The organism is Streptomyces sp. NPDC007896 (assembly GCF_042959425.1).
Taxonomy (GTDB): Bacteria; Actinomycetota; Actinomycetes; order Streptomycetales; family Streptomycetaceae; genus Streptomyces.
This window is the reverse complement of sequence record NZ_JBIBKX010000015.1, coordinates 12,653-34,182: the sequence shown is the minus strand read 5'-3', so window position 1 is coordinate 34,182 and position 21,530 is coordinate 12,653. Positions and strand designations below refer to the sequence as shown.

The following is a 21,530-nucleotide window of genomic DNA, read 5'->3' as shown; positions in this document are numbered from 1 at the left end:
CTCTCGGTCCCGCGCTGTCCGGGGCCGACGGTAGCAGTCGGCGACCAACGGTCTAGACCAAGGTCCCGCCCGTCTCCCCGAGCGCCCGTGCGCGCGCCTCCGGGTGGTGGACGTAGGCGGGATGCCGTTCCACGGTCTCGTAGGTGCGGTGGAAGACGGGTGTGGCGCTGCCGGAGATGGGCGGCACGATCCACGACCAGTCCGCGCCGACCCGGCGCCCCTTGCGCTCCTCGCGGCCGAGGTGGGTCAGGAAGCGCCGGGACTCGGTGTGGTGGTCGGTGACGGTGACGCCCGCGTGGTCGAAGGAGTGCAGGACGGAGCGGTTGAGTTCGACGAGCGCGCGGTCCTTCCACAGCGAGCGGTCGGTGCGGGTGTCGAGGCCCAGGCGGTCCGCGAGGTACGGCAGGAGGTTGTAGCGGTCGGTGTCGGCGAGGTTGCGGGCGCCTATCTCGGTACCCATGTACCAGCCGTTGAACGGGGCCGCCGGGTAGCAGACGCCGCCGATCTCCAGGCACATGTTGGCGAGCGCGGGCACGGCGTGCCAGCGCAGTCCGAGCGAGCTCCACCAGGTGTACTCGGGGTGGGCGAGCTCCACTTCGAGCACCGCGTCCTGCGGCAGCGTGAACCACCGGGGGTCGTCGTCGGGCTTGCCGTCGGCGCCCTGGATCACCAGCGGCAGGACATCGAACGGGGTCCCTGGGCCGCCGGGCCAGCCGAGCCGCCGGGCCAGCGCGGTGAGGCCCGCGTTGCGCGGGTCCCCGGTCACGCCGCCGTCCGGGCGGGCGTATCCGGCGTACCGGATGAGCTGTTCGTTCCAGATCCGTGGCCCGGGGCTGCCCGGCCGGTCGGGCGCGAAGACGGTGATGAGCGCCCTGATCCGGCCCTCGCCCGCGGCCTCCCGCAGATGGTCCGCCGACGCCTCGGCGACGTCCTCGGGCGTGCGTACGTCCCTGCGGTCGCGGACGCACAGGGAGCGCCAGTACAGGCGCCCGATGCAGCGGTTGGCGTTGCGCCAGGCGACGCGGGCGCCGAAGGCGAGTTCCTCGGTGGTGTGGCGGTATGTGCCGGTCTCCGCGATCTCGGCCCGCGCGGCGGCGATCCGCCGGGCCGGGTCGCCGAGGCGCTCCTCGGTGTGGCGGAGGGTGAGGAACTCGGCGGCGGCGCGCAGGAGTGCGTACGGCGGGGATTCGTCGTACGACGTCGGGGCGGCGAGACGGCCCGGCATGGGTATCAGGCCTCCTGCGAGACCCGGGACGAACGGCTCCGCCCGCCGGGGACCGATCGCGTACGGCAGTGCGGTCGGGGTCACGCCGTGCGCCCCGCGACCTGCCGGAACACGGTCCAGCCAGCCGCCCGGCCCCTCGGCCCACGGCGTCGGGTACCGCGCGCTCCCGTCGTCGCCGAAGCGCTCTGGCTGTCCGGTTCCTCGCGGGAAGTCCCGCATGGTGCCACCCCCAAGCGGTTTCGCCCGCGGGCCGCTCCCGCACGGTCCGCGGGTTCCGTGCGTCTGATAGCCGCGGGGTTACCCCGCCCGGGCGGTGATCCACCCTCTACGTGGTCCGTGCACCTGCCTCGCGCGTGTCAGACGCGGACGGCGCTCGAAGCACGGGGGTGCAGAAGGGGCGCGGCGAGTTCGGCGAGCGCCCGCTCGAGCCCGTGCAGGTGTGCGAGTACCGGCTCTTCCAGGGACGGTGCGTCGGCCTGGACCGAGATCCGCCGCGGTCCGGGTGAGGTGAGTGCCTCGACGGCCCTCTCGACGCGCTCGCACGCGACGGTGAGACGATCGTCGCAGGAGGCCACGGGGTCCGACGCGATGGCGGCGAGGCCCCGTACCTCCCGCGCGCAGGTGTTCAGCGCCGCGAGTACCTGGCGCGCCCTCCGGCCACGGGCGCGCAGGGGATTGAGCGGGTGCAGAAGGGGCGTGAGCGAGAGCCGCACCTTGTTCAGCACCGTCTCCAGCTCCGCGACGCGTGCCGCGGGGTCGGCGGTGGCGGAGCCGTTCAGCCGGGCCGCGGCCTCGGTCGTGCAGGCGTGGACGCACTGGATCGCCCGCACGATCCAGGCGTCCGTCGTGGCGTGCGTGGTGATCGGCAGCACGAGCAGCACCGCCAGCGCGGCGCCGATCGCCCCGATGCCGGTCTCCGCCAGACGCAGGACGACCAGATGCTGGTCCAGCACGCCGAACATCCCGTAGAGCAGCTCGGCCATCATCGTCACCGCGAGCATCATCCAGGTGTACGAGACCGCGGCGCTGTAGAAGATGACGAACACACACACGGCGAGCAGGGCCACGGTCGGTACGGGCGCACCGTGCAGGGGGACGACGGCCGAGGCCCCGAGGGCGATGCCGATCACCGTTCCGAGGACCCTGCGGTAGCCGCGGATCAGGGTCTCGCCGCGCGAGGTGGTGTTGACGAAGATCCACCAGGCGGCGCCGACGGCCCAGTACCAGCGCTCCTGGGACAGCAGGCTTCCCACGCCCAGGGCGAAGGCGGCGGCCACGACGGCCTGGACCGCCTGGCGGGTGGTGGGACGGGCGAGGCCCCGGCCGGCCGAAGGGGCGAGCGCCCCGGCGGGCGGCATCCGGCGCTCGTAGCACCACAGTCCGAATCGGACCGCCGAGGACGCGAGGAGGGCGAGCAGTACGGCGACATACAGCTCGGGCAGTCGCGCCGGCACGGTGTGCAGGAACTGCGCCATGAAGAAGGCCATGAACCCGAAGACGCCGAGGGCATGGCCGCGCGCGCCCCAGCGCCGGGCGTACACACCGGCGCCGACGACGAGGAGGAAGGCCGCGCCCCGCGCCGTGGGGTGGTCGTGCAGGGTGGCCGCGAGAGCCAGGACCGGAAGGCCCACCACGGGCAGCAGCGCCGTCGTCGCCAGCTGTCCGCGCACCGTGGCGTCGGTGACCGTGAAGAGGGCGAGCAGCGCCGCGAGTCCTCCCGCGACCGCGCCCGCGAGGGAGGCACCGGTGACGCCGCACAGGGCGACCGCCAGACCGATGCCGAGGACGGCCCGGATGGCGCCGCGCAGCCGCAGCCGGCCCGGGTCCGGTGCCACGAACACCCTCTTCAGCACTGTTTCCCCGCCCCTTGAGCTCAGCCTGTACGTCAGGCATGCAAAAGGCGCCGCGGGGGTCCCGCAGCGCCATCGACCTGCCCATCACAGCATCATCGGAGCTGTTGGCTCAAGTGGGCTCCGGAGCACTGAGCCATTGGCACAGTCACCGAGCGAAGAGGGGAGCCATGTGGATGCCATTGGCATCACTGCGTGTCGATCGGGTGCGGGGGCAGCTCGAAGCGCAGCAGGGCCCCGGTCAGGTGCGTGCGCAGGTCCGTCTCCATCTCGATGTGGCGGACCTCGCCGCTGTCCTCGATGACGGTCTTCGCCAGTTCCCCGATGACGTCGGGGACCTCGCGCAGGGCGTCTCCGCAGAGCAGGCACTGCTCCCCCGTGCGGGCGAGCAGCCCGTCGCGGTCGCAGACGACTCCCGGGACCACGGCCTCCGTGTCCACGGCCAGCGTCCGGATCGCGGCCAGCGACCCCGCCCACAGGGTGTCGTCGAGCCCGACCGTCGCGTGATGCTTGGTCGCGACGGCCTCGAGGATCTCGCCGACCAGCCGCTCCTGCTCCTGGGACGCGCGGTCGGTGACAAGGACCCGTACCTTGTCCCGGATGTCGGCGGCGGTCGCGGCCTCGCGGTCGGCGGTGAAGCGACCGACGAGCCGGTCGTGCAGGTCACGGGGGAGGAACTCGATGAAGGCCGGTACCTGATAGGGGTGCCCGCCGACGGCCAGCAGATCGAAGCCCCCCTCCTTGAACAGGCGCTTGAGCTCGCCGATGAGCCGCCGGTAGTGCCTTTTGCTCAGTTCGTCGGCCATGTCGCGGACCGGGTCCTCGTCGAGCCCGGCGGCGTGCTCGGGCCCCCGCAGCGTACGGTCGCGGATCGCCTCCAGCTCCCGGACCTCGTCGAGGTGGTACTCCCAGATCTGGGCGGTGGCCTCGTCCACGACGACCGCGCAGATGCGGTGGTACTCGTCGAGCACCGCCAGCATCGGACGGACGAAGGGGGCCGCGTCCACCACGACGCGTTCGTGGGCGGCGCGCGGCAGCCACACCTCCTCGTAGACGCCGTTGCCGCTGCAGGAGAAGACGACGACGGTCCCGGGCCGCTGGGGCTCCTCGCTGAGCCTCTGCTCGATCTTCGCGATGTCGTCGCGCAGCGAGAGCCGTGCGGCGTGCTCCAGCGAGTGGTCGTCCGCGAGCGGCCTGATGCGGTCCAGCAGGCCGGCCAGCCGGGCCCGGTACGTACGACGGCCGGGCAGGTCAGGTTCCACCGGAAGGTAGAGGGAGACCAACGGGAGCCCGTTCCCGTCGAGCCGGAGAATTCGGTCGACCTGCTCCTGCGTGATCATCGTCGCTCCTCGCCGCTCCTCGAGCCTTGCGCCACCCCTCCAGGTAACGCGGTGGGCGCCGCACCGGCAAACGCGGCGCGGCGGACAACGGTGAGCACGAGGGGTGTACCTTCCCACCGGACTCGCGGCGGGCTGAGCCATTGGTACGGTCGACGAAGATCACCCCAGGCGGCAGGGAGGCCGGTGGATCATGACCGTGGACGAACTCGACACCCGCATCCTGCGGCTGCTGCTGGAGCAGCCGCGTACCAGCGTGCGCGAGTACGCCCGCATGCTCGGTGTCGCCCGCGGCACGCTGCAGGCCCGCCTCGACCGGCTGGAACGGGAGGGGGTGATCACCGGCACGGGCCCCTCACTGTCCCCGGCGGCGCTCGGCCACCCGGTCCTCGCCTTTGTGCACATCGAGGTCACGCAGGGGCACCTCGACGAGGTCGGCGACGCGCTGGCCGCCGTACCGGAGATCATCGAGGCGTTCTCGATCACGGGCGGCGGCGATCTGCTCACCCGGGTCGTGGCGCGCGACAACGCTCACCTGGAGGACGTGATCCAGGCGCTCATCAGCATGCCCGGCGTCGTCCGCACCCGCACCGAGGTGGCACTGCGCGAGCGCGTTCCGCACCGGGTGCTGCCCCTGGTGGAGTCGATCGGGCGAGCAACCAGAAGCTGACCGGTGACACAGGGGTGATCGACCGCGCTCGGGCCCCGCTTGGCATCCTGGACCCCATGAGCACTCTCGGCCGCACTTCGGTCATCTTCGATCTCGACGGCACACTCGTGGACAGCGAGCCGAACTATTTCGAAGCCGGCCGCCAGACGCTCGCCGAGCAGGGCATCGCCGACTTCACCTGGGCCGAACACGAGCGGTACGTCGGCATCAGCACCCGGGAGACGATGGCGCTCTGGAAGGAACGCTACGACTTGCGGCCCCCGCTCGACGCCCTGCTCGCCGACATGAACCGCCGCTATCTGGAGCTGGCCCGCTCCGCCACACACGTGTACCCGGAGATGCGGAAGTTCGTGGAACTGCTGGCCGCCGAGGGCGCCTCGATGGCCGTGGCCTCGGGCTCCTCACCCGCCGCCATCGAGGCGATCCTGACGGGCACCGGCCTGGCCGCCCACCTGACGACCGTCGTCTCGGCCGACGAGGTCGCGCACGGAAAGCCCGCCCCGGACGTCTTCCTCGAAGCGGCGCACCGTCTGGGGGCCGGTCCGGCGGACTGCGTGGTCCTGGAGGACGCCGCTCCGGGCGCCGCCGCCGCGCACGCGGCCGGGATGCGCTGCATCGCCGTCCCCTACGTCGCCGCGCAGGCCGACGACCCGGCGTTCGCCACGGCGGGGCTGCTGCTGCGCGGCGGTCAGGGCGAGTTCACCGCGCAGGTAGCGTACGACTGGCTCGCGCGCTCGGCCTCGGCCTCCTGAGCCGCGGGCCGCCTCCCGTTGTCTTCCCGAACCGCGGTCACGCCTCGATGACTTGCCGTGTCCGGCGTCGGCTCAGGAGGCGTGCGGCACGTTCTTGCCCCGGCGGTGGCCGCGCACCGCGTGCGCGCCTCTCTCAGGCAGCCTCCCTCGCCCCCGCCGCACCGGTCCCCCGCCCGCCCCCGTCACGGTGGATCGGTGTACCGGAGCCGGTGAGAGGAGCGCCTGTCCCGCCCTCCCGTGCCGCGACGATCTCCGCCGCGATGGACAGCGCGGTCTCCTCGGGCGTACGGGCCCCGAGGTCGAGCCCGATCGGGGATCTCAGGCGGGCCAACTCCGGCTCGCCGAGGCCGACTTCACGCAGCCGACGCGTACGGTCCTCGTGGGTGCGGCGCGACCCCATGGCGCCGACGAACGCCACCGGCATCCGCAGGGCCGCCTCCAGCAGCGGTACGTCGAACTTGGCGTCGTGGGTGAGCACGCACAGGACCGTGCGGTCGTCGGTCGCGGTGCGCCGGAGGTAGCGGTGCGGCCAGTCGACCACGATGTCGTCGGCGTCGGGGAAGCGGACCCGGGTGGCGAAGACCGGGCGGGCGTCGCACACGGTCACGTGGTAGCCGAGGAACTTGCCGACCCGTACCAGCGCCGTCGCGAAGTCCACGGCGCCGAAGACGATCATTCGGGGCGGCGGCACGCTCGACTCGACGAGCAGGGTCACGCCGCCCGGACAGCGCGCGCCGTCCTCCGACAGTTCGAGGGTGCCGGTGCGGCCCGCCGCCAGCAGGGCACGTGCCTCGGCCACCGCCGTACGGTCCAGCTCCGGACGACCACCGAGGCTCCCCTCGTGGGAGACGCCTGGGCCTCCCGCGTACGACGTGGACGGCCCGGAGGAGCCGGACGGCCCGGAGGAGCCGGACGGCCCGGAGGAGCCGGACGGCCCGGAGGAGCCGGACGAGCCGTCGGGGCGGACGAGCAGCACCCTCCCCAGCAGTTCCACCGGCCCCCTGGCCACCCGGGCGACGGCCGCCGCCTCGCCCCGGGACGCGGCCACCAGCGCCGCCGCGTACACCGGCCGCTCAGGCGCGTCCGCGCGCACCGGGGTGACCAGTACCTCGATGACCCCGCCGCAGGTCAGCCCCACCGCGAAGGCGTCCTCGTCGCTGTAGCCGAACCGTTCCAGCACCGTCCGGCCGTCCTGGAGCGCCTGGACGCACAGGTCGTACACGGCGCCTTCCACACAGCCGCCGGAGACCGAGCCGACGGCCGTGCCACCGCTGTCGACCGCGAGGGCGGCGCCGGGGCCGCGCGGGGCGCTGCCGCCGACGCTCACGACGGTGGCGACGGCGAAGTCCCGGCCCTCCTCGGCCCACCGGTTCAGCTCGTCGGCGATGTCAAGCATCCCGGTCCCCTCCCGCACCGGCCAGCAGCACCCGGTCCGGGCGGATCGGCAGATTCCGGTGGCGAACACCGGTCGCGTGCCAGACCGCGTTGGCGATCGCCGCCGCCGCTCCGACGACCCCGATCTCGCCGATGCCCTTGATGCCGACCGGGTCCCCGGGGTCGGGGTCGTCCACCCAGTCCGCCTCGATGTCGGGTACGTCGGCGTGCGCGGAGAAGTGGTATCCGGCGAGGTCGGCGCCGACATGGCCGCCGCCGGCCCGGTCCCGGTGAGCCTCCTCGTGCAGCGCCATGGACAGGCCCCAGATCATGCCTCCGACGAACTGCCCGCGCGCGGTCAGCGGGTTGACGATCCGGCCGGCGGCGAAGATGCCGAGCATCCGCCGCACCCGCACCTCCCCGCTGGTGACATCGACGGCGACCTCGGCGAACTGCGCCCCGAAGGAGTGCCGTTCCTTCTGCTCCAGCGCGCCGACCGCCTGTGAGGTGTCCGAGCGTGCCGTGATCCCCTCCGGCGGAATGCCGCCGCCCAGGGCCAGCCGCTCGCGCAGCTCGTCCGCCGCGACCCTGATCGCCCAGGCCCAGGAGCGGGTGCCCATCGAGCCGCCGGCGATCATCGCGAAGCCGAAGTCGCTGTCCGCGATGCGCATCCGGATGCGCTCCGGCGCCACCTCCAGCGCGTCCGCGGCGATCAGGGTGAGCGCGGTCCTGGCCCCGGTCCCGATGTCGGACGCGGTGATGCGTACGGTGAAGGTGCCGTCCGGCTCGGCCGTCACGGCCGCCGTGGACGGGGCGGACAGCACGGGGAACGTGGACGCGGCCGTGCCGGTCCCGAGCAGCCAGCGGCCCTCGCGGCGGATGCCGGGACGCGGGTCACGGTCCGCCCAGCCGAACCGGCGGGCCCCCTCCTCGAAGCACGCGAGCAGGTTGCGGCCGCTGAACGGCAGCCCGGAGACGGGGCCGACGGCCGGTTCGTTGCGGGCACGCAGCGCGATCGGGTCGAGTCCGCACTTCTCGGCGAGTTCGTCGAGCGCGGACTCCAGCGCGAACGAGCCCGGCGCCTCGCCCGGCGCCCGCATCCAGCTCGGGGTCGGCACGTCGAGCCGTACGACACGGCTCTGCGAGTAGTGCGCGTCGCAGGCGTACATCGCACGTCCGAACTCGGAGCACCGCTCGACGAACTCGTGGACGGTCGAGGTGAGGCTCTCGGCCCGGTGGTCGAACGCGCGCAGCCGGCCGTCCGCATCGGCGCCGAGCCTGACCCGCTGGGCCGTGGGGCTGCGGTAGCCGACCAGCGAGAACATCTGGCGGCGGGTCAGTACGACGCGGACGGGACGCTGCAGGACGGTCGCGGCCATCGCGGCGGCGACCGAGTGCGGGCGGGTGCCCTTGGAGCCGAAGCCGCCGCCGACGTGTTCGGAGCGCACCCGCACCGACTGGGGGTCGAGCGAGAACAGCTTCGCGAGCTCGTCCGCCACGAACCTGCTGCCCTGGTTGGAGTCGACGACCTCGAGCCGGCCGCCGTCCCAGCGCGCGATCGCCGCGTGCGGCTCCATGGGGCTGTGGTGCTCCTCCGGAGTGCTGTACTCGGCGTCCACGACGACGGCGGACGCGGCGAGTTCGGCCTCCACGTCGCCCTTCCGCGCGGCGGGGGCGCTCTCCGGCGCGTACACCCCGGGGAGCCCGGCGGTGAACACGACGTCGTGCGGCTCCTCGTCGTACACGACGACAAGGGACTCGGCGGCCTCCCTGGCCTGTTCGGGCGTCTCGGCGACGACCAGAGCAACCGGCCAGCCCACGAACGGGACCCGGTCGTGCTGGAAGATCTGGGCGATCGGGTCGGGCGCCCCGAAGGCATTCGTGTAGTCGCCGTTGAGACGCGGGGCGTTCTCGTGGTGCAGGACGGCGACGACGCCCGGCATCGCGAGGACCGGCGCGGACTCCACCGCGCGGATCCGGCCACGGGCAATGGTGGACAACACCAGCCAGCCGTGGGCGAGTTCGGGATACGGGACCTCGCCCGCGTAGCGCGCCGCCCCGGTGACCTTGGCCACGCCCTCGACGCGGGTGTGCGCGGCGCCGACGGCCCCGAACGTCGCGGTCGCCGCCGTCGTCGGGGTCGTGGTCGTGGTCGTACCGGTCATCGGGCAGCCTCCTCGGTGAGTTCGGTCAGCACCGCCACGACGAGATTGCGCATCAGGGGCACCTTGTATCCGTTGTGGGGCAGCGTCCTGGCGGCCGCGAGCTCGGCGTCCGCGGCGGCGGCGAAGGCCTCGGCGCTCGCCGGCCCCCCGGTCAGCGCCCGCTCGGCCGCCCGTGCCCGCCACGGCCGGGAGGCCACCGCCCCGAAGGCGAGGCGCACTTCGCGTACGACACCGTCGTGGACGTCGAGTGCGGCGGCGATCGAGCCGATCGCGAACGCGTACGAGGCGCGCTCGCGCACCTTGCGGTAGCGGGATCGGGCGGCGACCGGGGCGGCCGGCAGGGTGACGCCGGTGATCAGCGCGCCTGGCGGCAGGGCGGTCTCCAGGTGTGGGGTGTCACCCACCGGCAGATAGAACTCCGCGAGCGGCAACTCCCCCGGCCCGTCAGCCGTTTCGTACGAGACGACGGCGTCGAAGGCGGTGAGGGCCACGGCCATGTCCGAGGGGTGCGTGGCCACGCAGTGCGTGGAGGCGCCGAGGATGGCGTGGTTGTGGTGCTCGCCCTCGACGGCCGGGCAACCGCTGCCGGGGACCCGCTTGTTGCAGGGCTTCGCCAGGTCGGTGAAGTAGCCGCAGCGGGTGCGCTGGAGCAGGTTTCCGCCGACCGTGGCCATGTTGCGCAGCTGACCGGAGGCCCCGGCCAGCACGGCCTGGGTCAACGCCGGGTAGTGGCGCCGCACGTCGGGATGGGCGGCGAGGTCGCTGTTGGTCACGGTCGCGCCGATCCGCAGCCCGCCGCTCTTTGTGAACTGGATTCGGTCGAGGGGGAGTTCACGCACGTCGACGAGCCGGGCGGGCCGCTCCACCCCGCTCTTCATCAGGTCGACGAGATTGGTACCACCGCCGAGATAGCGCGCGTCGGGGTCGGCGCCCAGCAGAGCGACCGCGCCGGTGACGTCGAAGGCGCGCTCGTAGTCGAACTCCCTCATGCCGCCGCCTCCTTGGTCTCGGACGACCGCGTATCGGACGACTGCGCCGCCCGCGCGACGGCCTGGACGATCGACACATACGCGCCGCACCGGCACAGGTTGCCGCTCATCCGCTCACGGATCTCCTCGGGCGTGAGCTGCGGAACCCCCGCTTCGGGCCGCACGTCGGCGGTCACGGCGCTCGGCCAGCCCGCCGCGTGCTCCTCGATCACCGCGAGGGCCGAACAGATCTGGCCGGGCGTGCAGTAGCCGCACTGGTAGCCGTCGAGGTCGAGGAAGGCCTGTTGCACAGGATGCAGCCGCTCACCGTCCGCCACACCTTCGATGGTGGTGATCTCGCGTCCCTCGGCGGCGACGGCGAGTTGCAGACAGGAGACGGCCCGGCGTCCGTCGAGCAGCACCGTGCAGGCGCCGCACTGGCCCTGATCACAGCCTTTCTTGGTACCGGTGAGATCGAGACGCTCACGCAGCGCGTCGAGCAGGGTGGTGCGATGGTCGACGGGCAGCGTGTACTTCTCGCCGTTGACGTGCAGGGTGATGGCGCTGGACGTCGAGGTCGTACCGCTGGACGTCGTGGGGGCCATGATCAGCCTTCTTTCGCCTGTCTGAGGAGGAAAGGAAGTCGCGAGAGGGCCGGGAAAAGGGAACACCGATGGTCCACACTGGCCGGATCCGGCGGTATGGTGAACCTAAGCGGACAGCTGTCCGCTAATCCTGAACCTATCGGACAGCTGTCCGGTTAGCAAGGCACCCGCCGGGCAGGGCGGAGGACGAAGGAGGCCCGAGTGCAGCAGAAGAAGGCCACCCCGCTGCGCTCGGACGCGCAACGCAATCGCGAGCGCATCCTCGATGTGGCCCTGGCCGAGCTGACGCGGTCGGCGGACACCCCGCTCAGCGCGATCGCCAAGAAGGCGGGAGTCGGGCAAGGGACGTTCTATCGCAACTTCCCCAATCGCGAGGCACTCCTCCTGGAGATCTACCGCCACGAGGTGCAGCAGGTCGCCGACGCCGCGGCCCAGTTGCTCGAGACGCGTGCGCCGGACCGGGCCCTGCGGGAGTGGATGGACCGCCTGGCCCAGTTCGCCATGACCAAGGTCGGCCTGGCCGAGGCCCTGCGCGCCACCACCCTCGCGCACGGCACCCTGACCCGGCTGGGACACGGCGCGATGTCCTCGGCCACCGCGCTGCTCCTGGCGGCGAACGACAAGGCGGGCACCATCCGCCCCGGAGTGACGCCCGAGGACTTCTTCCTCTTCATCGCCGGTCTCTGGCAGATCGACGCGGACGGCGACTGGCAGCCGCGCGCCACCCGCCTCCTGGACCTCGTGATGGACGGTCTACGGGTGGGCGCGCCGGGTTCCGCGCCGCCGGAGTGAACCGGTCCGCGGCCGGCGAGCAGCCGCTCGTCTTTGCCCAGCAGCTTCCCTGCGCGCACGACGAAGCCGTCCGCCTGTTCTCCCCCGTGGCGGACGGCTCGTGTCGCGGTGTTCAGAGATCGGGTTCGGTGTCGGCGACGTAAGTGTCCTGGGCCGCTGGACGACACCCGCCGGGGCGGGCGACGGGATTCGAACCCGCGTCTCTCTCTTGACAGGAGAAGTAGCCGAAACCTTCGCACCTGAACGAGTTCACCGTAGTGGTGGACGCCGTCGCGGTCACCTGGTTTCCGGCGTGCGGCAGACGCGTACCGGGGCGTTGTCAGTGGTGGCGTGCAGGATGGCGGGTATGACAACACCAGCCGCAGTGATCGTGGATGCCGCCGCCTACGCGCAGGCCGTCGAGGACGCCGTGAAGGCTTCGGCCGCCTACTACGCGGGCGGCACGTCGGTACTGGACGACGACACCTACGACCGGCTTGTGAGGGGCATCGCGGCGTGGGAGTCCGCTCATCCCGACGAGGTGCTGCCCGACTCACCGACCGGGAAGGTCGCCGGTGGCGCCGTGGAGGGCGATGTCCCGCACACGGTACCCATGCTGAGTCTGGACAACGTGTTCTCGCCGGAGGAGTTCACCGCCTGGACCGCGTCGCTGGCCCGGCGGATCGGCCATGACGTCACACGGTTCGGTGTCGAGCCGAAGCTCGACGGGCTCGCGATCGCCGCCCGGTACACCCATGGTCGCCTCACCCGGCTGATCACCCGTGGCGACGGGACGGCTGGGGAGGACGTCTCGCACGCCATCGGCACCGTCGAAGGCCTCCCGGCCGAGCTCGCCGAGCCGGTCACGGCGGAGGTGCGGGGCGAAGTCCTGATGACCACCGCCCAGTTCGAGCACGCCAACGAGGTGCGCACCGCGCACGGCGGGCAGCCGTTCGCGAACCCGCGCAACGCCGCGGCGGGCACCCTGCGCGCCAAGGACCGCGCCTACACCGTGCCGATGACCTTCTTCGGCTACGCCCTGCTGCCGCTGCCCGGCACCGAGGAGGCCCTCGCGGCGCGGCTGGGTGAGGGCGCGCACAGCGAGCTGATGGCGCGGTGCGGCGAGCTCGGCGTGAACACCACCGCCGCCACCGCCGTGCCCGGGACCACGGCGGAGACCGCCGAGCAGGTCCTGGCCCGGGTGAAGGAGATCGCGGCGCTGCGGGCGGAGTTGCCGTTCGGGATCGACGGGATCGTCATCAAGGCCGACCTCGCCGCCGATCAGGAGGCCGCCGGATCCGGTTCGCGCGCACCGCGCTGGGCGATCGCCTACAAGCTGCCGGCCGTGGAGAAGATCACCCGGCTGCTGGAGGTGGAGTGGAACGTGGGCCGCACCGGCATCATCGCTCCGCGCGCGGTCCTCGAACCGGTCGAGATCGACGGCTCCACCATCACCTACGCCACCCTTCACAACCCTGCCGACATCACCCGTCGCGACCTGCGTCTGGGCGACCATGTGATGGTCCACCGCGCCGGGGACGTGATTCCCCGCGTCGAGGCCCCCGTCGCCCATCTGCGCACCGGCGAGGAGCGGCCGATCGTCTTCCCCGAGGTGTGCCCGCGGTGCGGCTCCGCCATCGACACCAGCGAGCAGCGCTGGCGCTGCGAGAACGGCCGCAACTGCCACCTGGTCGCCGCCCTCTCGTACGCCGCCGGCCGCGACCAGCTCGACATCGAGGGCCTGGGCCATACCCGTGTCGTCCAGCTCGTCGAGGCCGGCCTGGTCGCCGATCTCGCCGACGTGTTCGCCCTCACCCGCGACCAGCTCCTCGGCCTGGAACGGATGGGTGAGACCAGCACCGACAATCTCCTCGCGGCGATCGGTGCGGCCAAGGGGCAGCCGTTGTCGCGGGTGCTGTGCGCGCTCGGCGTCCGCGGTACGGGCCGCTCCATGTCCCGTCGTATCGCCCGGTACTTCGCCACCATGGACCACATACGTGCCGCCGACGCCGAAGCGATGCAGCGGGTCGAGGGCATCGGCACGGAGAAAGCCCCGTCCATCGTGGCCGAACTCGCCGAACTCGCCCCGCTCATCGACAAGCTCGCCGCGGCAGGGGTCAACATGACCGAGCCCGGCGCCACTGCGCCCGTCTTCGCCGACGACACCGACACCGCCACCGAGGGCGCGGAGCCGGCGGGCGGGCCGCTGACCGGGATGGCGGTCGTCGTCACCGGAGCCATGACCGGCCCGCTGGAGAAGCTCAGCCGCAACGAGATGAACGAACTCATCGAGCGCGCCGGCGGCCGCTCCTCCTCCAGCGTCTCCAAGAAGACCACGCTGGTCGTCGCCGGCGAAGGCGCCGGATCCAAGCGCGCCAAGGCCGAGGACCTCGGCATCCGGCTGGTCACCCCCGACGAGTTCGCGACGCTGGTCGCCGACTACGTCGACCGGCCCATGACGGCCGACGCCGACGTGACGTGACGTGAAGCGACGCGACGCGACGCGACGCGGCAGCGTGCGGTCGCCGTCGAGGGCGACCGCACGCAGGGGGCTTATGCGCCGCTCGCGTCGAGCATGTCCTCGCGCTCGACGATCTTCACGCGTTCCCGGCCCTGCGGTTCGCCCAGCGCCTTCTCCGCGGCGTCCAGGCGGTACCAGCCCTCCCAGGTGGTGAAGCGGACGTCCCGCTCGCCGAGGAACGCGTCCACGGCCTCCGGGTCGGGCGAGCCGGGCGTGTGCAGACGTCCGTTCGCGTGGTCGTCGAGCAGGCTGGCGACGGTCTCGTTGGCGTCGCCCTTGGTGTGGCCGATCAGACCCACGGGGCCGCGTCGGATCCAGCCGGTGACGTACGTCGACCGCAGGTGCTCGCCGGTCTCCTCGATCACGCGGCCGCCCTGGTCCGGGACCGTGCCCGAATCGGTGTCCCAGGGGAGCTTGGGCAGTTCGTCGGACAGGTAGCCCACGGCGCGGTAGACCGCACCGAGGTCCCAGTCCTTGAACTCGCCGGTTCCCTTGACGTTGCCGGTGCCGTCGAGGGCGGTGCGCTCGGTGCGCAGGCCGACGACCTGGCCGTTCTCTCCGAGGATCTCGGTCGGGGACTCGAAGAAGTGCAGGAACAGCTTGTGCGGGCGCTCACCGATGTCGCGGATGGCCCAGTTCTCCAGGGTCTTGGCGACCATGTCGGCCTGCTTGTTGCCGCGCCGGGTCGCGATCGAGCCCTCGTCGTAGTCGATGTCCTCGGGGTCGACGATGACCTCGATGTTCGGGGAGTGGTCCAGCTCCCGCAGTTCCATCGGGCTGAACTTCGCCTGCGCCGGACCTCGGCGGCCGAAGACGTGGACCTCCAGGGCCTTGTTGGCCTTGAGGCCGTCGTAGACGTTCTGCGGGATCTCGGTCGGCAGCAGTTCGTCGGCGGTCTTGGCGAGGATGCGGGCGACGTCGAGCGCGACGTTGCCGACGCCGAGGACGGCGACCTTCTCCGCTTCGAGCGGCCAGGTCCGCGCCACGTCCGGGTGGCCGTCGTACCAGGAGACGAAGTCCGCGGCGCCGTACGAGCCGTCGAGACCGATGCCGGGTATGTCGAGGGCCCGGTCGGCCGTCGCCCCCGTGGAGAAGATCACGGCGTCGTAGAAGGTGCGCAGGTCGTCGAGGTTGATGTCCCCCGGGTAGTCGACATTGCCGAAGAGACGTATCTGAGGCTTGTCGAGCACCTGGTGCAGGGCCGTGATGATGCCCTTGATCCGCGGGTGGTCGGGGGCCACGCCGTAGCGGATCAGGCCGAAGGGGGCCGGCATCCGTTCGAAGAGGTCGATGGACACACCGGGCTCGACCGCAACTGCGGACTTCAGCAGCGCGTCGGCAGCGTAGATCCCGGCGGGGCCGGCTCCGACAATGGCTACCCGCAGAGGGCGAGGCATGATCAGGTTCCCTTCGAACGGTGGCAGGGTGGCTCGTCGGGAAGCCTAAACTAAGGCAAACCTTAGTCAGTAGGCGGGCTGGATCTATGACCCCATAAGCCGATCTTATGACTCGCCGCCCGGGGAGCACAGGCCTCGGAAGCGGGGGCAAAATGGGAAATGTGGGTGTCCGGCGTGTGTCAGTGGACCGCCTCGTGGAGCAGCCGTCGGGCCGCGGACTGGTGGCAATCCCACTCGCGCTGATCGTAGTGATCACCGTGGTGGACCTCCACTCCCCGACCAATGTCCACCTGGGTCCGTTGCTGGTCATCGCCCCCGCCCTCACCGCCTCCCTGGCCGGGCCACGGCTGACCGCGGTGGTCGGGGGGCTGGCCGTGGCCGCCCAGGTCTTCATCGCGGTGTTCCACGGCGGGCTGACCACCGCCAACCACGTCGCGCAGATCATCGCCCTGACCGTGCTCTCCGCGCTGGTGGTCTTCGTCTGCCATGTACGCGAGCGGCGTGCCCTGGAACTGAGCCGGGCGCGGTCGGTGGCCGAGACCGCGCAGCGGGTCCTGCTTCGACCGCCGCCCCGCCGGATCGGGCCCCTGCGCGTGGCCTGGCTGTATCTGGCCGCCGAGGACGAGACGCAGATCGGCGGCGACCTGTTCGCGGTCGCCCGCGCCGCCCAGTCCTCCACGCGGGTGATCATCGGGGACGTACGCGGCAAGGGTCTGGCCTCCATCGGCGAGGCCTCGGTGGTGCTGGGATCGTTCCGTGAGGGCGCTCACCGGTACGCCACCCTGCCCGAGCTCACGGCGGCACTGGAGGTCAGCGTGTGCCGCGACCTGGAGGACGTGGCCGACACCGAGCAGGACCCGGGCGAGCACTTCACCACCGCGCTCGTGCTCGACATCCCCGACGAGGGGCCGGGGGCCTGGATGATCAACTGCGGTCATCCACCGCCTCTCCTGCTGCGCGACCGCGAGGTCACGGTCCTGTACGCGCGCCACCCCGTCCCCCCGCTGGGCATGTGCGAGCTGCCCGCCGCGAGCCACCGCCCCGACCCGTTCACCTTCGAAACCGGTGACATCCTCCTGCTCTACACCGACGGCGTCATCGAAGCCCGCTCACCGTCGGGCGCCTTCTACCCGCTCGCCGACAAGGTCGCCTCCTTTCCCGCCGCCAGCCCCGACGCCCTGCTGCGGCACATCCACGACGACCTCCTCGCGCACGTCGGCGACCACCCCGGCGACGACGCCGCCGTCCTGATCATCGAACGCACCGCCTCCCACCACCCGCATCGACCGCACTTCACCGCCCGCCCCGCCGACGGCCACCACCGGCTCCACGCCGACGGATCGCCCCCGTCGGCGGAACGCTGACCTCACTCCCGGGCCATGTCCGACTCCGCCGCGCTCGCCGCGGAATCGGCGCCGTCGACGAGTTTCCGCAGGTGACCGAGGTCCGCGGAGGAAGTGGGCGCGGGCTGCCGAGTGGTCTGCGTGCCCTGTGCGGTCCCCGTGCCCTGCGTGCCCTGTGCACTCCGCGCGTTCCCGCCGTGGCCGCATCCGGCCAGGAACAGCAGGGCGGCCAGTACCACCGGCACGGTGTGGCGCGCGCGCATCAGTTCGTACGACCGTTGTCGTGGGCGCCACACCACTTCTCGACGTCGGCCAGGTCCTTCTGGCGGGTCTCCAGGGTGGGGACCAGGGAACGCCGGAAGGTGAGCCGGTCGTTCAGGTAGGTCTCGATCTGGGTGTGCCCCGCGGACTTGGCGTTCGCCACCCGCTGCTCGAGACGGGCGATGGAGCCACGCCGGGAAGCGTCCGCGCGCAGCCGGGTGAGGATCCGGTCGATCCGCCGGTCGATCTTCGGCGCGCGCTTGCACAGCGCCGCCGCGCCGTCGCCCGTGGGGGTGCCGGACGGCGCGGGAGTCGCGGCGTCGGCCGTGGCCGCGCCGGCGGCGCCGAACAGCGACCCGGCGGCGACCAACGAGACGACCGAGATCACGGTCTTCCTGGTGCTTGGCATGACGAACTCCTCCGCGTTCAGGGGCGACTGCCCTCTCGCCGGGAAAGCTAGGAGCCGTCTTTGTGGAATTCTTGTGGCCGGTCGGCGGTCGTGATCATCCAGTTGCGCGGGAGCGGAAGCGTGGCCCCCGCGTCCGCGGTGCCGTCGCTCAGCGGCAGGGTGACCTCGACGCGGGTGCCCGGACCCGTGGGCCGGTCCAGTACCCGGATCCCGCCCCGGTGCAGGGCGATCTGCTGGGCGACCAGGGTCAGTCCGAGGCCGGAGCCGGGGCTGTCCGGTCGGCGGCGGAAGCGTTCGAAGACCTCGGTGCGCAGCGCGGGCGGGATGCCAGGGCCCCGGTCTTCGACGACGAGGAGCGCGTCGGCGCCGCTCGCGCGCAAGGTCACCTCGACCTGCGGGGGCTGCCCGTCCGTGTGTCCGTGGACCAGGGCGTTGACGAGCAGGTTGTCCACCAGGCTCCGCAGTCCCGCCTCCCAGCCGTGCACACGCAGCCCCGGTGCGCAGTGGCCGGCCACCCGTGCGTGCGGATGGCGTCGCCGCTGTTCCTCCGTGCTCGCTTCGACGAGGTCGGCGAGGTCGACCGGGCCGAAGGCGTCCGCCTCGACGAGGTCTGCGCGGCCGAGGTCGCGCAGCATGACGAGGACGCCGAGGAGGCGTGCGTGTTCGCGCCTCAGGTCGTGCAGCACTTCGTCGCGGTCGGGTCCGGCGAGTTCCGGATGCTCGGTGAGGATCTCCAGGTTGGTCTGCATGCTCATCAGCGGGGTGCGCAGTTCGTGCGTGGCCGCCGAGGCGAAGGAGCGGGCGGTGGCCAGTGCCTCGGCGGTCCTGGCCGCCTGCTCGTCGTAGCGGGCCAGGACGGTCTGCAGGGTGCGTGCGAGGTCGTCGACCTCGGCGATCCGCGTCGGGGTGTGGTCCAGGCGGGTGGCACTGGAACGGGGGTCGAGGCCGCTCGCCCGGCGTTGCAGACGGCGCAGCGGTGTGCTCGCCCGGGTGGCGACGGTCCAGGCGAGCAGCCCGGACAGCGGTGCGGCGAGCAGGGCGACGGTCACCGCGCGCCGTCGGACCAGGCGCACCTGGGTGTCGGCGGCGGTATCGGACGCGAACAGCCACAGGGTGCCGCGTACTCCCGGGCGCGACCCGGTCACCCGGGTCGACAGGATCCGCCAGCTCCTGCCGTCGGCGCGGAGGGTGACCGGGACGGGAGCCCTGGCGGGCAGCGCCACGTCGGCCGCCGGTTGCGGGCCGCCCGTGAAGGACCCCTCGGGGCCGATCAGCCGTACGCCCACGTCCAGGGCCGAGGTGAAAAGCCGGCGTTCGCGGGCCTGCTCCACCGCCGCCGACCGGTCGGCGGCGCTCGCGCGCAGCAGCCCCCGGGCGTCTTTGGCGACGGCCACCGCGCGCTCACGCAGATGCGTGTCCTGCTGGTCGTGCAGATCCGCGGCGACCAGCCGCAGCAGCAGCCAGCCGGTGGCCAGAACCAGTACCGGCACGGTGGCGCCGACGGCCAGGGCGATCCGCGTGGACAGTCTCACGGCCGCTCCCCCGGGTCGTCGTCGCGCAGGACGAAGCCCACGCCTCGTACGGTGTGGATGATCCGGGAGCGCCCCGACGTCTCCAGTTTGCGGCGCAGATAGCTGACGAAGGTGTCCACCGCGTCGGTGCGCACCTCGAAGTCGTAGCCCCATACGCGGTCGAGGAGCTGGTCCCGGCTGAGCACGATGCCTGCGTTGCGGGCGAGGAAGTGGAGCAGCTCGAACTCGCGTCGGGTCAGTTCCACCGGCCGCCCGTCGAGGCTCACCTCCCGGGCGGCGGGATCCAGGAGCAGCCCGCCGACCCGTACGGTGCCGCTGTCCCGGGGCGGCCTGCGCCGCAGCAGTGCCTCCAGGCGCAGGACCAGTTCCTGCAGGGCGAAGGGCTTGACGAGGTAGTCGTCCCCGCCCGCCTGCAGGCCCGCGATCCGGTCGGCGGTCTCGTCGAGTGCGGAGAGCATCAGCACGGGTACGTCGTTGTCCTCGTCCCGCAGTGTCCTGCACACCTCGATGCCGCTGAGGTCGGGCATCGAGATGTCCAGCACGATCACGTCCGGCGGTGTCCGCCGGGCCACCGCCAGGGCCGGCCGGCCCCCGTCGGCCAGGTCCACGGTGAATCCGCCGAGCCTCAGTCCGCGCTCCAGCGAGCGGCGGATCGCCGCGTCGTCGTCCACGACCAGGACACGGCCGCGCTGCCCACTCATCACCACTGCCCTCCCCGCCACACCCCGGCGCACCGCCGGGGCTCGCCGCCGCCCATCGTGCATCAGCCGCGACGGTCCCGGCCCCGAGGGGTCGACCAAGGGATCGGTGAGAATCGCCCGGGCCGGCCCTGGTTGGCGTGTGTCCTCCCGGAGCGTGGCGGTTGCGCGGGGCCTGACCCGGCGGTTGCATACGACTGTGTCGATGGGTGCGGATGCGAGCGGGCAGGTCGGCCACGGGAAACGGTGGGCGGCCAGGGCCGCGCTGGTCGCGGCGGCGCTGGCGGTTCTCCTGCCGCTCGGTTACGGAGGCGTGGACGGCTTACTGCTGCTCCTGGCCGCGCTCCTCGGCGTGGCCGTCACGGCGGCGGCGCTGTGGTGGGCGCTGACCCGGCGCGGCCCGCTCCGCTGGGTGGCGGCCGTACTGGCGGCCGTCGCGCCCGGCGCCGTGCTCACCCTGTTCGCCGTGGCCGGCCTGCTCTGGGCCGTCCCCGTGTCCCTGGCGCTGTGGACCGTGGCCGTCTGGAGCGGCCGGTACGCCCTGCGGAGCGACCGGACGCGCCCCTCGCGCCCGAAGGAACGCAGGGCACCGCCGCCGCGGCGCCCCTTCCTCCTCATGAACCCGCACTCCGGCGGCGGCAAGGTGGCGAAGTTCGGGCTGCGGGAGAAGGCGGAGCGGCTCGGCGCGCAGGTCGTGCTCCTCGACCCGGAGAAGCACCAGGACGTCACCGCGCTGGCCCGGGCCGCCGTCGCGGACGGCGCGGATCTGCTGGGCGTCGCCGGCGGTGACGGTACCCAGGCGCTGGTCGCGGCCGTCGCCGCCGAACACGGTCTGCCGTTCCTGGTGGTCTGCGCCGGCACCCGCAATCACTTCGCCATGGACCTCGGCCTCGACCGCGACGACCCGGCGACCTGCCTGGACGCCCTCACCGACGGCGTCGAACTCCGCGTGGACCTCGGCTTCGCCGGCGGTCACCCGTTCGTCAACAACGCCTCCTTCGGCGCGTACGCGGCGGTCGTCCAGAGCCCCGCGTACCGCGACGACAAGATCGGCACCATCCTGGACCTCCTGCCCGACCTGCTCACCCGCCAGCGCGGGCCGCGGCTGACCGCCCGCGCCGCGGACACCACACTCGACGCCCCGCAGGCCGTGCTGGTGAGCAACAACCCCTACCGCACCAACGATCCGGCCGGTCTCGGCCGCCGCGAACGCCTCGACTCCGGGCTGCTCGGCGTCCTCGGCATCACGGTGGACAGCGCGGCCGAGGCCGCCGCCCTCGTACTGGACCCCGCGCCGAACGGACTCGCGGTCCTGACCACCCGTGAGGTGGTCATCGACGCCGACCGCGCGGAGATCGAGGCCGGCATCGACGGCGAGGCCCTGGTCCTGCCCGCCCCGGTCCACTGCCACGTCGAACCCGGCGCTCTGCGCGTCCGCGTCCCCAGGGAACGGCCCGGTGTACCCGAGGCCCAACCCCCCTTGGACTGGCGCCGGTTGCGGACGCTCGCGGCGACCATGGGGCGCGCGGCGGTCGTACGACATCCTGGTCGCAGCCGGGACACGTAGACGAAGGTCACAATTACATATCGGACAGTTCGCGCTCCAATCTTCACACCAGGCACACAAATTGGCTAAGTTGGCGGCAGGCCGC

General features: G+C 72.4%; 18 protein-coding genes and 1 tRNA gene. 6 read left to right on the top strand and 13 right to left on the bottom strand.

The genetic code is table 11. The features are described from left to right. Positions 1 to 52: 52 nt before the first annotated feature. The 3 genes from ACFZDJ_RS38430 to ACFZDJ_RS38420 form a co-directional block, all read right to left on the bottom strand. Positions 53 to 1,444 (bottom strand): nitric oxide synthase oxygenase, encoded by a 1,392-nt coding sequence (locus ACFZDJ_RS38430; protein WP_391066051.1) that lies wholly within the window; start codon positions 1,442 to 1,444, stop codon positions 53 to 55. Between the two features lie 137 nt (positions 1,445 to 1,581). Next, entirely contained in the window at positions 1,582 to 3,078 is a 1,497-nt protein-coding gene (locus tag ACFZDJ_RS38425; RefSeq protein ID WP_391066048.1) for an FUSC family protein, read from the bottom strand. A gap of 185 nt (positions 3,079 to 3,263) precedes the next feature. Further along, positions 3,264 to 4,415: a hypothetical protein gene (locus ACFZDJ_RS38420; protein ID WP_391066045.1), complete on the bottom strand. Its 1,152-nt coding sequence runs from the start codon at positions 4,413 to 4,415 to the stop codon at positions 3,264 to 3,266. A 190-nt stretch (positions 4,416 to 4,605) separates the two neighbouring features. On the opposite strand from ACFZDJ_RS38420, the gene ACFZDJ_RS38415 reads away from it, so the two are divergent. Next, a complete protein-coding gene (locus tag ACFZDJ_RS38415) occupies positions 4,606 to 5,082 on the top strand; it encodes an Lrp/AsnC family transcriptional regulator (protein WP_168506505.1) in 477 nt (158 codons plus the stop codon). Positions 5,083 to 5,138: 56 nt separating this feature from the next. Continuing rightward, positions 5,139 to 5,834: an HAD-IA family hydrolase gene (locus ACFZDJ_RS38410; protein ID WP_391066042.1), complete on the top strand. Its 696-nt coding sequence runs from the start codon at positions 5,139 to 5,141 to the stop codon at positions 5,832 to 5,834. Positions 5,835 to 5,967: 133 nt separating this feature from the next. Here ACFZDJ_RS38410 and ACFZDJ_RS38405 read toward each other — a convergent pair whose 3' ends face one another. From ACFZDJ_RS38405 to ACFZDJ_RS38390, 4 genes are read right to left on the bottom strand one after another with little or no spacing between them, the layout of a single operon-like run. After that, on the bottom strand, positions 5,968 to 7,230 hold the full coding sequence (locus ACFZDJ_RS38405) for an XdhC family protein (RefSeq protein WP_391066039.1): 1,263 nt from the start codon (positions 7,228 to 7,230) through the stop codon (positions 5,968 to 5,970). Continuing rightward, complete coding sequence (locus tag ACFZDJ_RS38400) at positions 7,223 to 9,373, bottom strand: molybdopterin cofactor-binding domain-containing protein (RefSeq protein ID WP_390931372.1); 2,151 nt, start codon at positions 9,371 to 9,373, stop codon at positions 7,223 to 7,225. Before ACFZDJ_RS38400 ends, ACFZDJ_RS38405 begins: the two co-directional genes overlap by 8 nt. Then, complete coding sequence (locus ACFZDJ_RS38395) at positions 9,370 to 10,362, bottom strand: FAD binding domain-containing protein (protein WP_390931370.1); 993 nt, start codon at positions 10,360 to 10,362, stop codon at positions 9,370 to 9,372. Before ACFZDJ_RS38395 ends, ACFZDJ_RS38400 begins: the two co-directional genes overlap by 4 nt. After that, positions 10,359 to 10,946 (bottom strand): (2Fe-2S)-binding protein, encoded by a 588-nt coding sequence (locus tag ACFZDJ_RS38390; protein WP_384919857.1) that lies wholly within the window; start codon positions 10,944 to 10,946, stop codon positions 10,359 to 10,361. Before ACFZDJ_RS38390 ends, ACFZDJ_RS38395 begins: the two co-directional genes overlap by 4 nt. 201 nt (positions 10,947 to 11,147) lie before the next feature. Between ACFZDJ_RS38390 and ACFZDJ_RS38385 the strand changes: the two genes are divergently transcribed. Beyond that, positions 11,148 to 11,738, top strand: coding sequence for a TetR/AcrR family transcriptional regulator (locus ACFZDJ_RS38385; RefSeq protein ID WP_168506510.1), 591 nt, complete (start codon positions 11,148 to 11,150; stop codon positions 11,736 to 11,738). A gap of 174 nt (positions 11,739 to 11,912) precedes the next feature. Here the strand turns inward: ACFZDJ_RS38385 and ACFZDJ_RS38380 are convergent. Further along, a tRNA-Ser gene (locus ACFZDJ_RS38380) sits at positions 11,913 to 11,975 on the bottom strand. 109 nt (positions 11,976 to 12,084) lie between these two features. Between ACFZDJ_RS38380 and ligA the strand changes: the two genes are divergently transcribed. Further along, on the top strand, positions 12,085 to 14,199 hold the full coding sequence (gene ligA, locus ACFZDJ_RS38375; RefSeq protein ID WP_391066036.1) for an NAD-dependent DNA ligase LigA: 2,115 nt from the start codon (positions 12,085 to 12,087) through the stop codon (positions 14,197 to 14,199). Positions 14,200 to 14,270: 71 nt separating this feature from the next. On the opposite strand, the gene ACFZDJ_RS38370 is transcribed toward ligA, so the two are convergent. Then, positions 14,271 to 15,635 (bottom strand): FAD-dependent oxidoreductase, encoded by a 1,365-nt coding sequence (locus tag ACFZDJ_RS38370; protein WP_390931365.1) that lies wholly within the window; start codon positions 15,633 to 15,635, stop codon positions 14,271 to 14,273. Between the two features lie 221 nt (positions 15,636 to 15,856). Between ACFZDJ_RS38370 and ACFZDJ_RS38365 the strand changes: the two genes are divergently transcribed. Next, complete coding sequence (locus tag ACFZDJ_RS38365) at positions 15,857 to 16,999, top strand: SpoIIE family protein phosphatase (protein WP_391066033.1); 1,143 nt, start codon at positions 15,857 to 15,859, stop codon at positions 16,997 to 16,999. A gap of 2 nt (positions 17,000 to 17,001) precedes the next feature. Here the strand turns inward: ACFZDJ_RS38365 and ACFZDJ_RS38360 are convergent, their stop codons facing one another. The 4 genes from ACFZDJ_RS38360 to ACFZDJ_RS38345 are packed head-to-tail and all read right to left on the bottom strand — an operon-like array spanning position 17,002 to position 19,881. Next, the gene (locus ACFZDJ_RS38360; protein ID WP_384919868.1) at positions 17,002 to 17,241 is read right to left on the bottom strand and encodes a hypothetical protein; all 240 of its coding nucleotides are present in this window, start codon (positions 17,239 to 17,241) and stop codon (positions 17,002 to 17,004) included. After that, the gene (locus ACFZDJ_RS38355; protein ID WP_385374790.1) at positions 17,241 to 17,648 is read right to left on the bottom strand and encodes a hypothetical protein; all 408 of its coding nucleotides are present in this window, start codon (positions 17,646 to 17,648) and stop codon (positions 17,241 to 17,243) included. The genes ACFZDJ_RS38360 and ACFZDJ_RS38355 overlap by 1 nt, the downstream gene beginning before the upstream one ends. A 47-nt stretch (positions 17,649 to 17,695) precedes the next feature. Continuing rightward, on the bottom strand, positions 17,696 to 19,180 hold the full coding sequence (locus tag ACFZDJ_RS38350; RefSeq protein WP_391066029.1) for an ATP-binding protein: 1,485 nt from the start codon (positions 19,178 to 19,180) through the stop codon (positions 17,696 to 17,698). Beyond that, entirely contained in the window at positions 19,177 to 19,881 is a 705-nt protein-coding gene (locus ACFZDJ_RS38345) for a response regulator transcription factor (RefSeq protein ID WP_168506524.1), read from the bottom strand. Before ACFZDJ_RS38345 ends, ACFZDJ_RS38350 begins: the two co-directional genes overlap by 4 nt. A 202-nt stretch (positions 19,882 to 20,083) precedes the next feature. Here ACFZDJ_RS38345 and ACFZDJ_RS38340 point away from each other — a divergent pair, with 202 nt between their 5' ends. Then, positions 20,084 to 21,445 (top strand): diacylglycerol kinase family protein, encoded by a 1,362-nt coding sequence (locus ACFZDJ_RS38340; RefSeq protein ID WP_391066027.1) that lies wholly within the window; start codon positions 20,084 to 20,086, stop codon positions 21,443 to 21,445. The last annotated feature ends 85 nt before the right edge of the window (positions 21,446 to 21,530 follow it).

What these genes read in the sequence shown, in the direction of transcription:
- ACFZDJ_RS38430 (WP_391066051.1), bottom strand. Translation starts at nt 1,444, where the DNA reads ATGCGGGACTTCCCGCGAGGAACCGGACAGCCAGAGCGCTTCGGCGAC.
- ACFZDJ_RS38420 (WP_391066045.1), bottom strand. Translation starts at nt 4,415, where the DNA reads ATGATCACGCAGGAGCAGGTCGACCGAATTCTCCGGCTCGACGGGAAC.
- ACFZDJ_RS38415 (WP_168506505.1), top strand. Translation starts at nt 4,606, where the DNA reads ATGACCGTGGACGAACTCGACACCCGCATCCTGCGGCTGCTGCTGGAG.
- ACFZDJ_RS38410 (WP_391066042.1), top strand. Translation starts at nt 5,139, where the DNA reads ATGAGCACTCTCGGCCGCACTTCGGTCATCTTCGATCTCGACGGCACA.
- ACFZDJ_RS38405 (WP_391066039.1), bottom strand. Translation starts at nt 7,230, where the DNA reads ATGCTTGACATCGCCGACGAGCTGAACCGGTGGGCCGAGGAGGGCCGG.
- ACFZDJ_RS38400 (WP_390931372.1), bottom strand. Translation starts at nt 9,373, where the DNA reads ATGACCGGTACGACCACGACCACGACCCCGACGACGGCGGCGACCGCG.
- ACFZDJ_RS38395 (WP_390931370.1), bottom strand. Translation starts at nt 10,362, where the DNA reads ATGAGGGAGTTCGACTACGAGCGCGCCTTCGACGTCACCGGCGCGGTC.
- ACFZDJ_RS38390 (WP_384919857.1), bottom strand. Translation starts at nt 10,946, where the DNA reads ATGGCCCCCACGACGTCCAGCGGTACGACCTCGACGTCCAGCGCCATC.
- ligA (WP_391066036.1), top strand. Translation starts at nt 12,085, where the DNA reads ATGACAACACCAGCCGCAGTGATCGTGGATGCCGCCGCCTACGCGCAG.
- ACFZDJ_RS38370 (WP_390931365.1), bottom strand. Translation starts at nt 15,635, where the DNA reads ATGCCTCGCCCTCTGCGGGTAGCCATTGTCGGAGCCGGCCCCGCCGGG.
- ACFZDJ_RS38360 (WP_384919868.1), bottom strand. Translation starts at nt 17,241, where the DNA reads ATGCGCGCGCGCCACACCGTGCCGGTGGTACTGGCCGCCCTGCTGTTC.
- ACFZDJ_RS38355 (WP_385374790.1), bottom strand. Translation starts at nt 17,648, where the DNA reads ATGCCAAGCACCAGGAAGACCGTGATCTCGGTCGTCTCGTTGGTCGCC.
- ACFZDJ_RS38345 (WP_168506524.1), bottom strand. Translation starts at nt 19,881, where the DNA reads ATGAGTGGGCAGCGCGGCCGTGTCCTGGTCGTGGACGACGACGCGGCG.
- ACFZDJ_RS38340 (WP_391066027.1), top strand. Translation starts at nt 20,084, where the DNA reads ATGGGTGCGGATGCGAGCGGGCAGGTCGGCCACGGGAAACGGTGGGCG.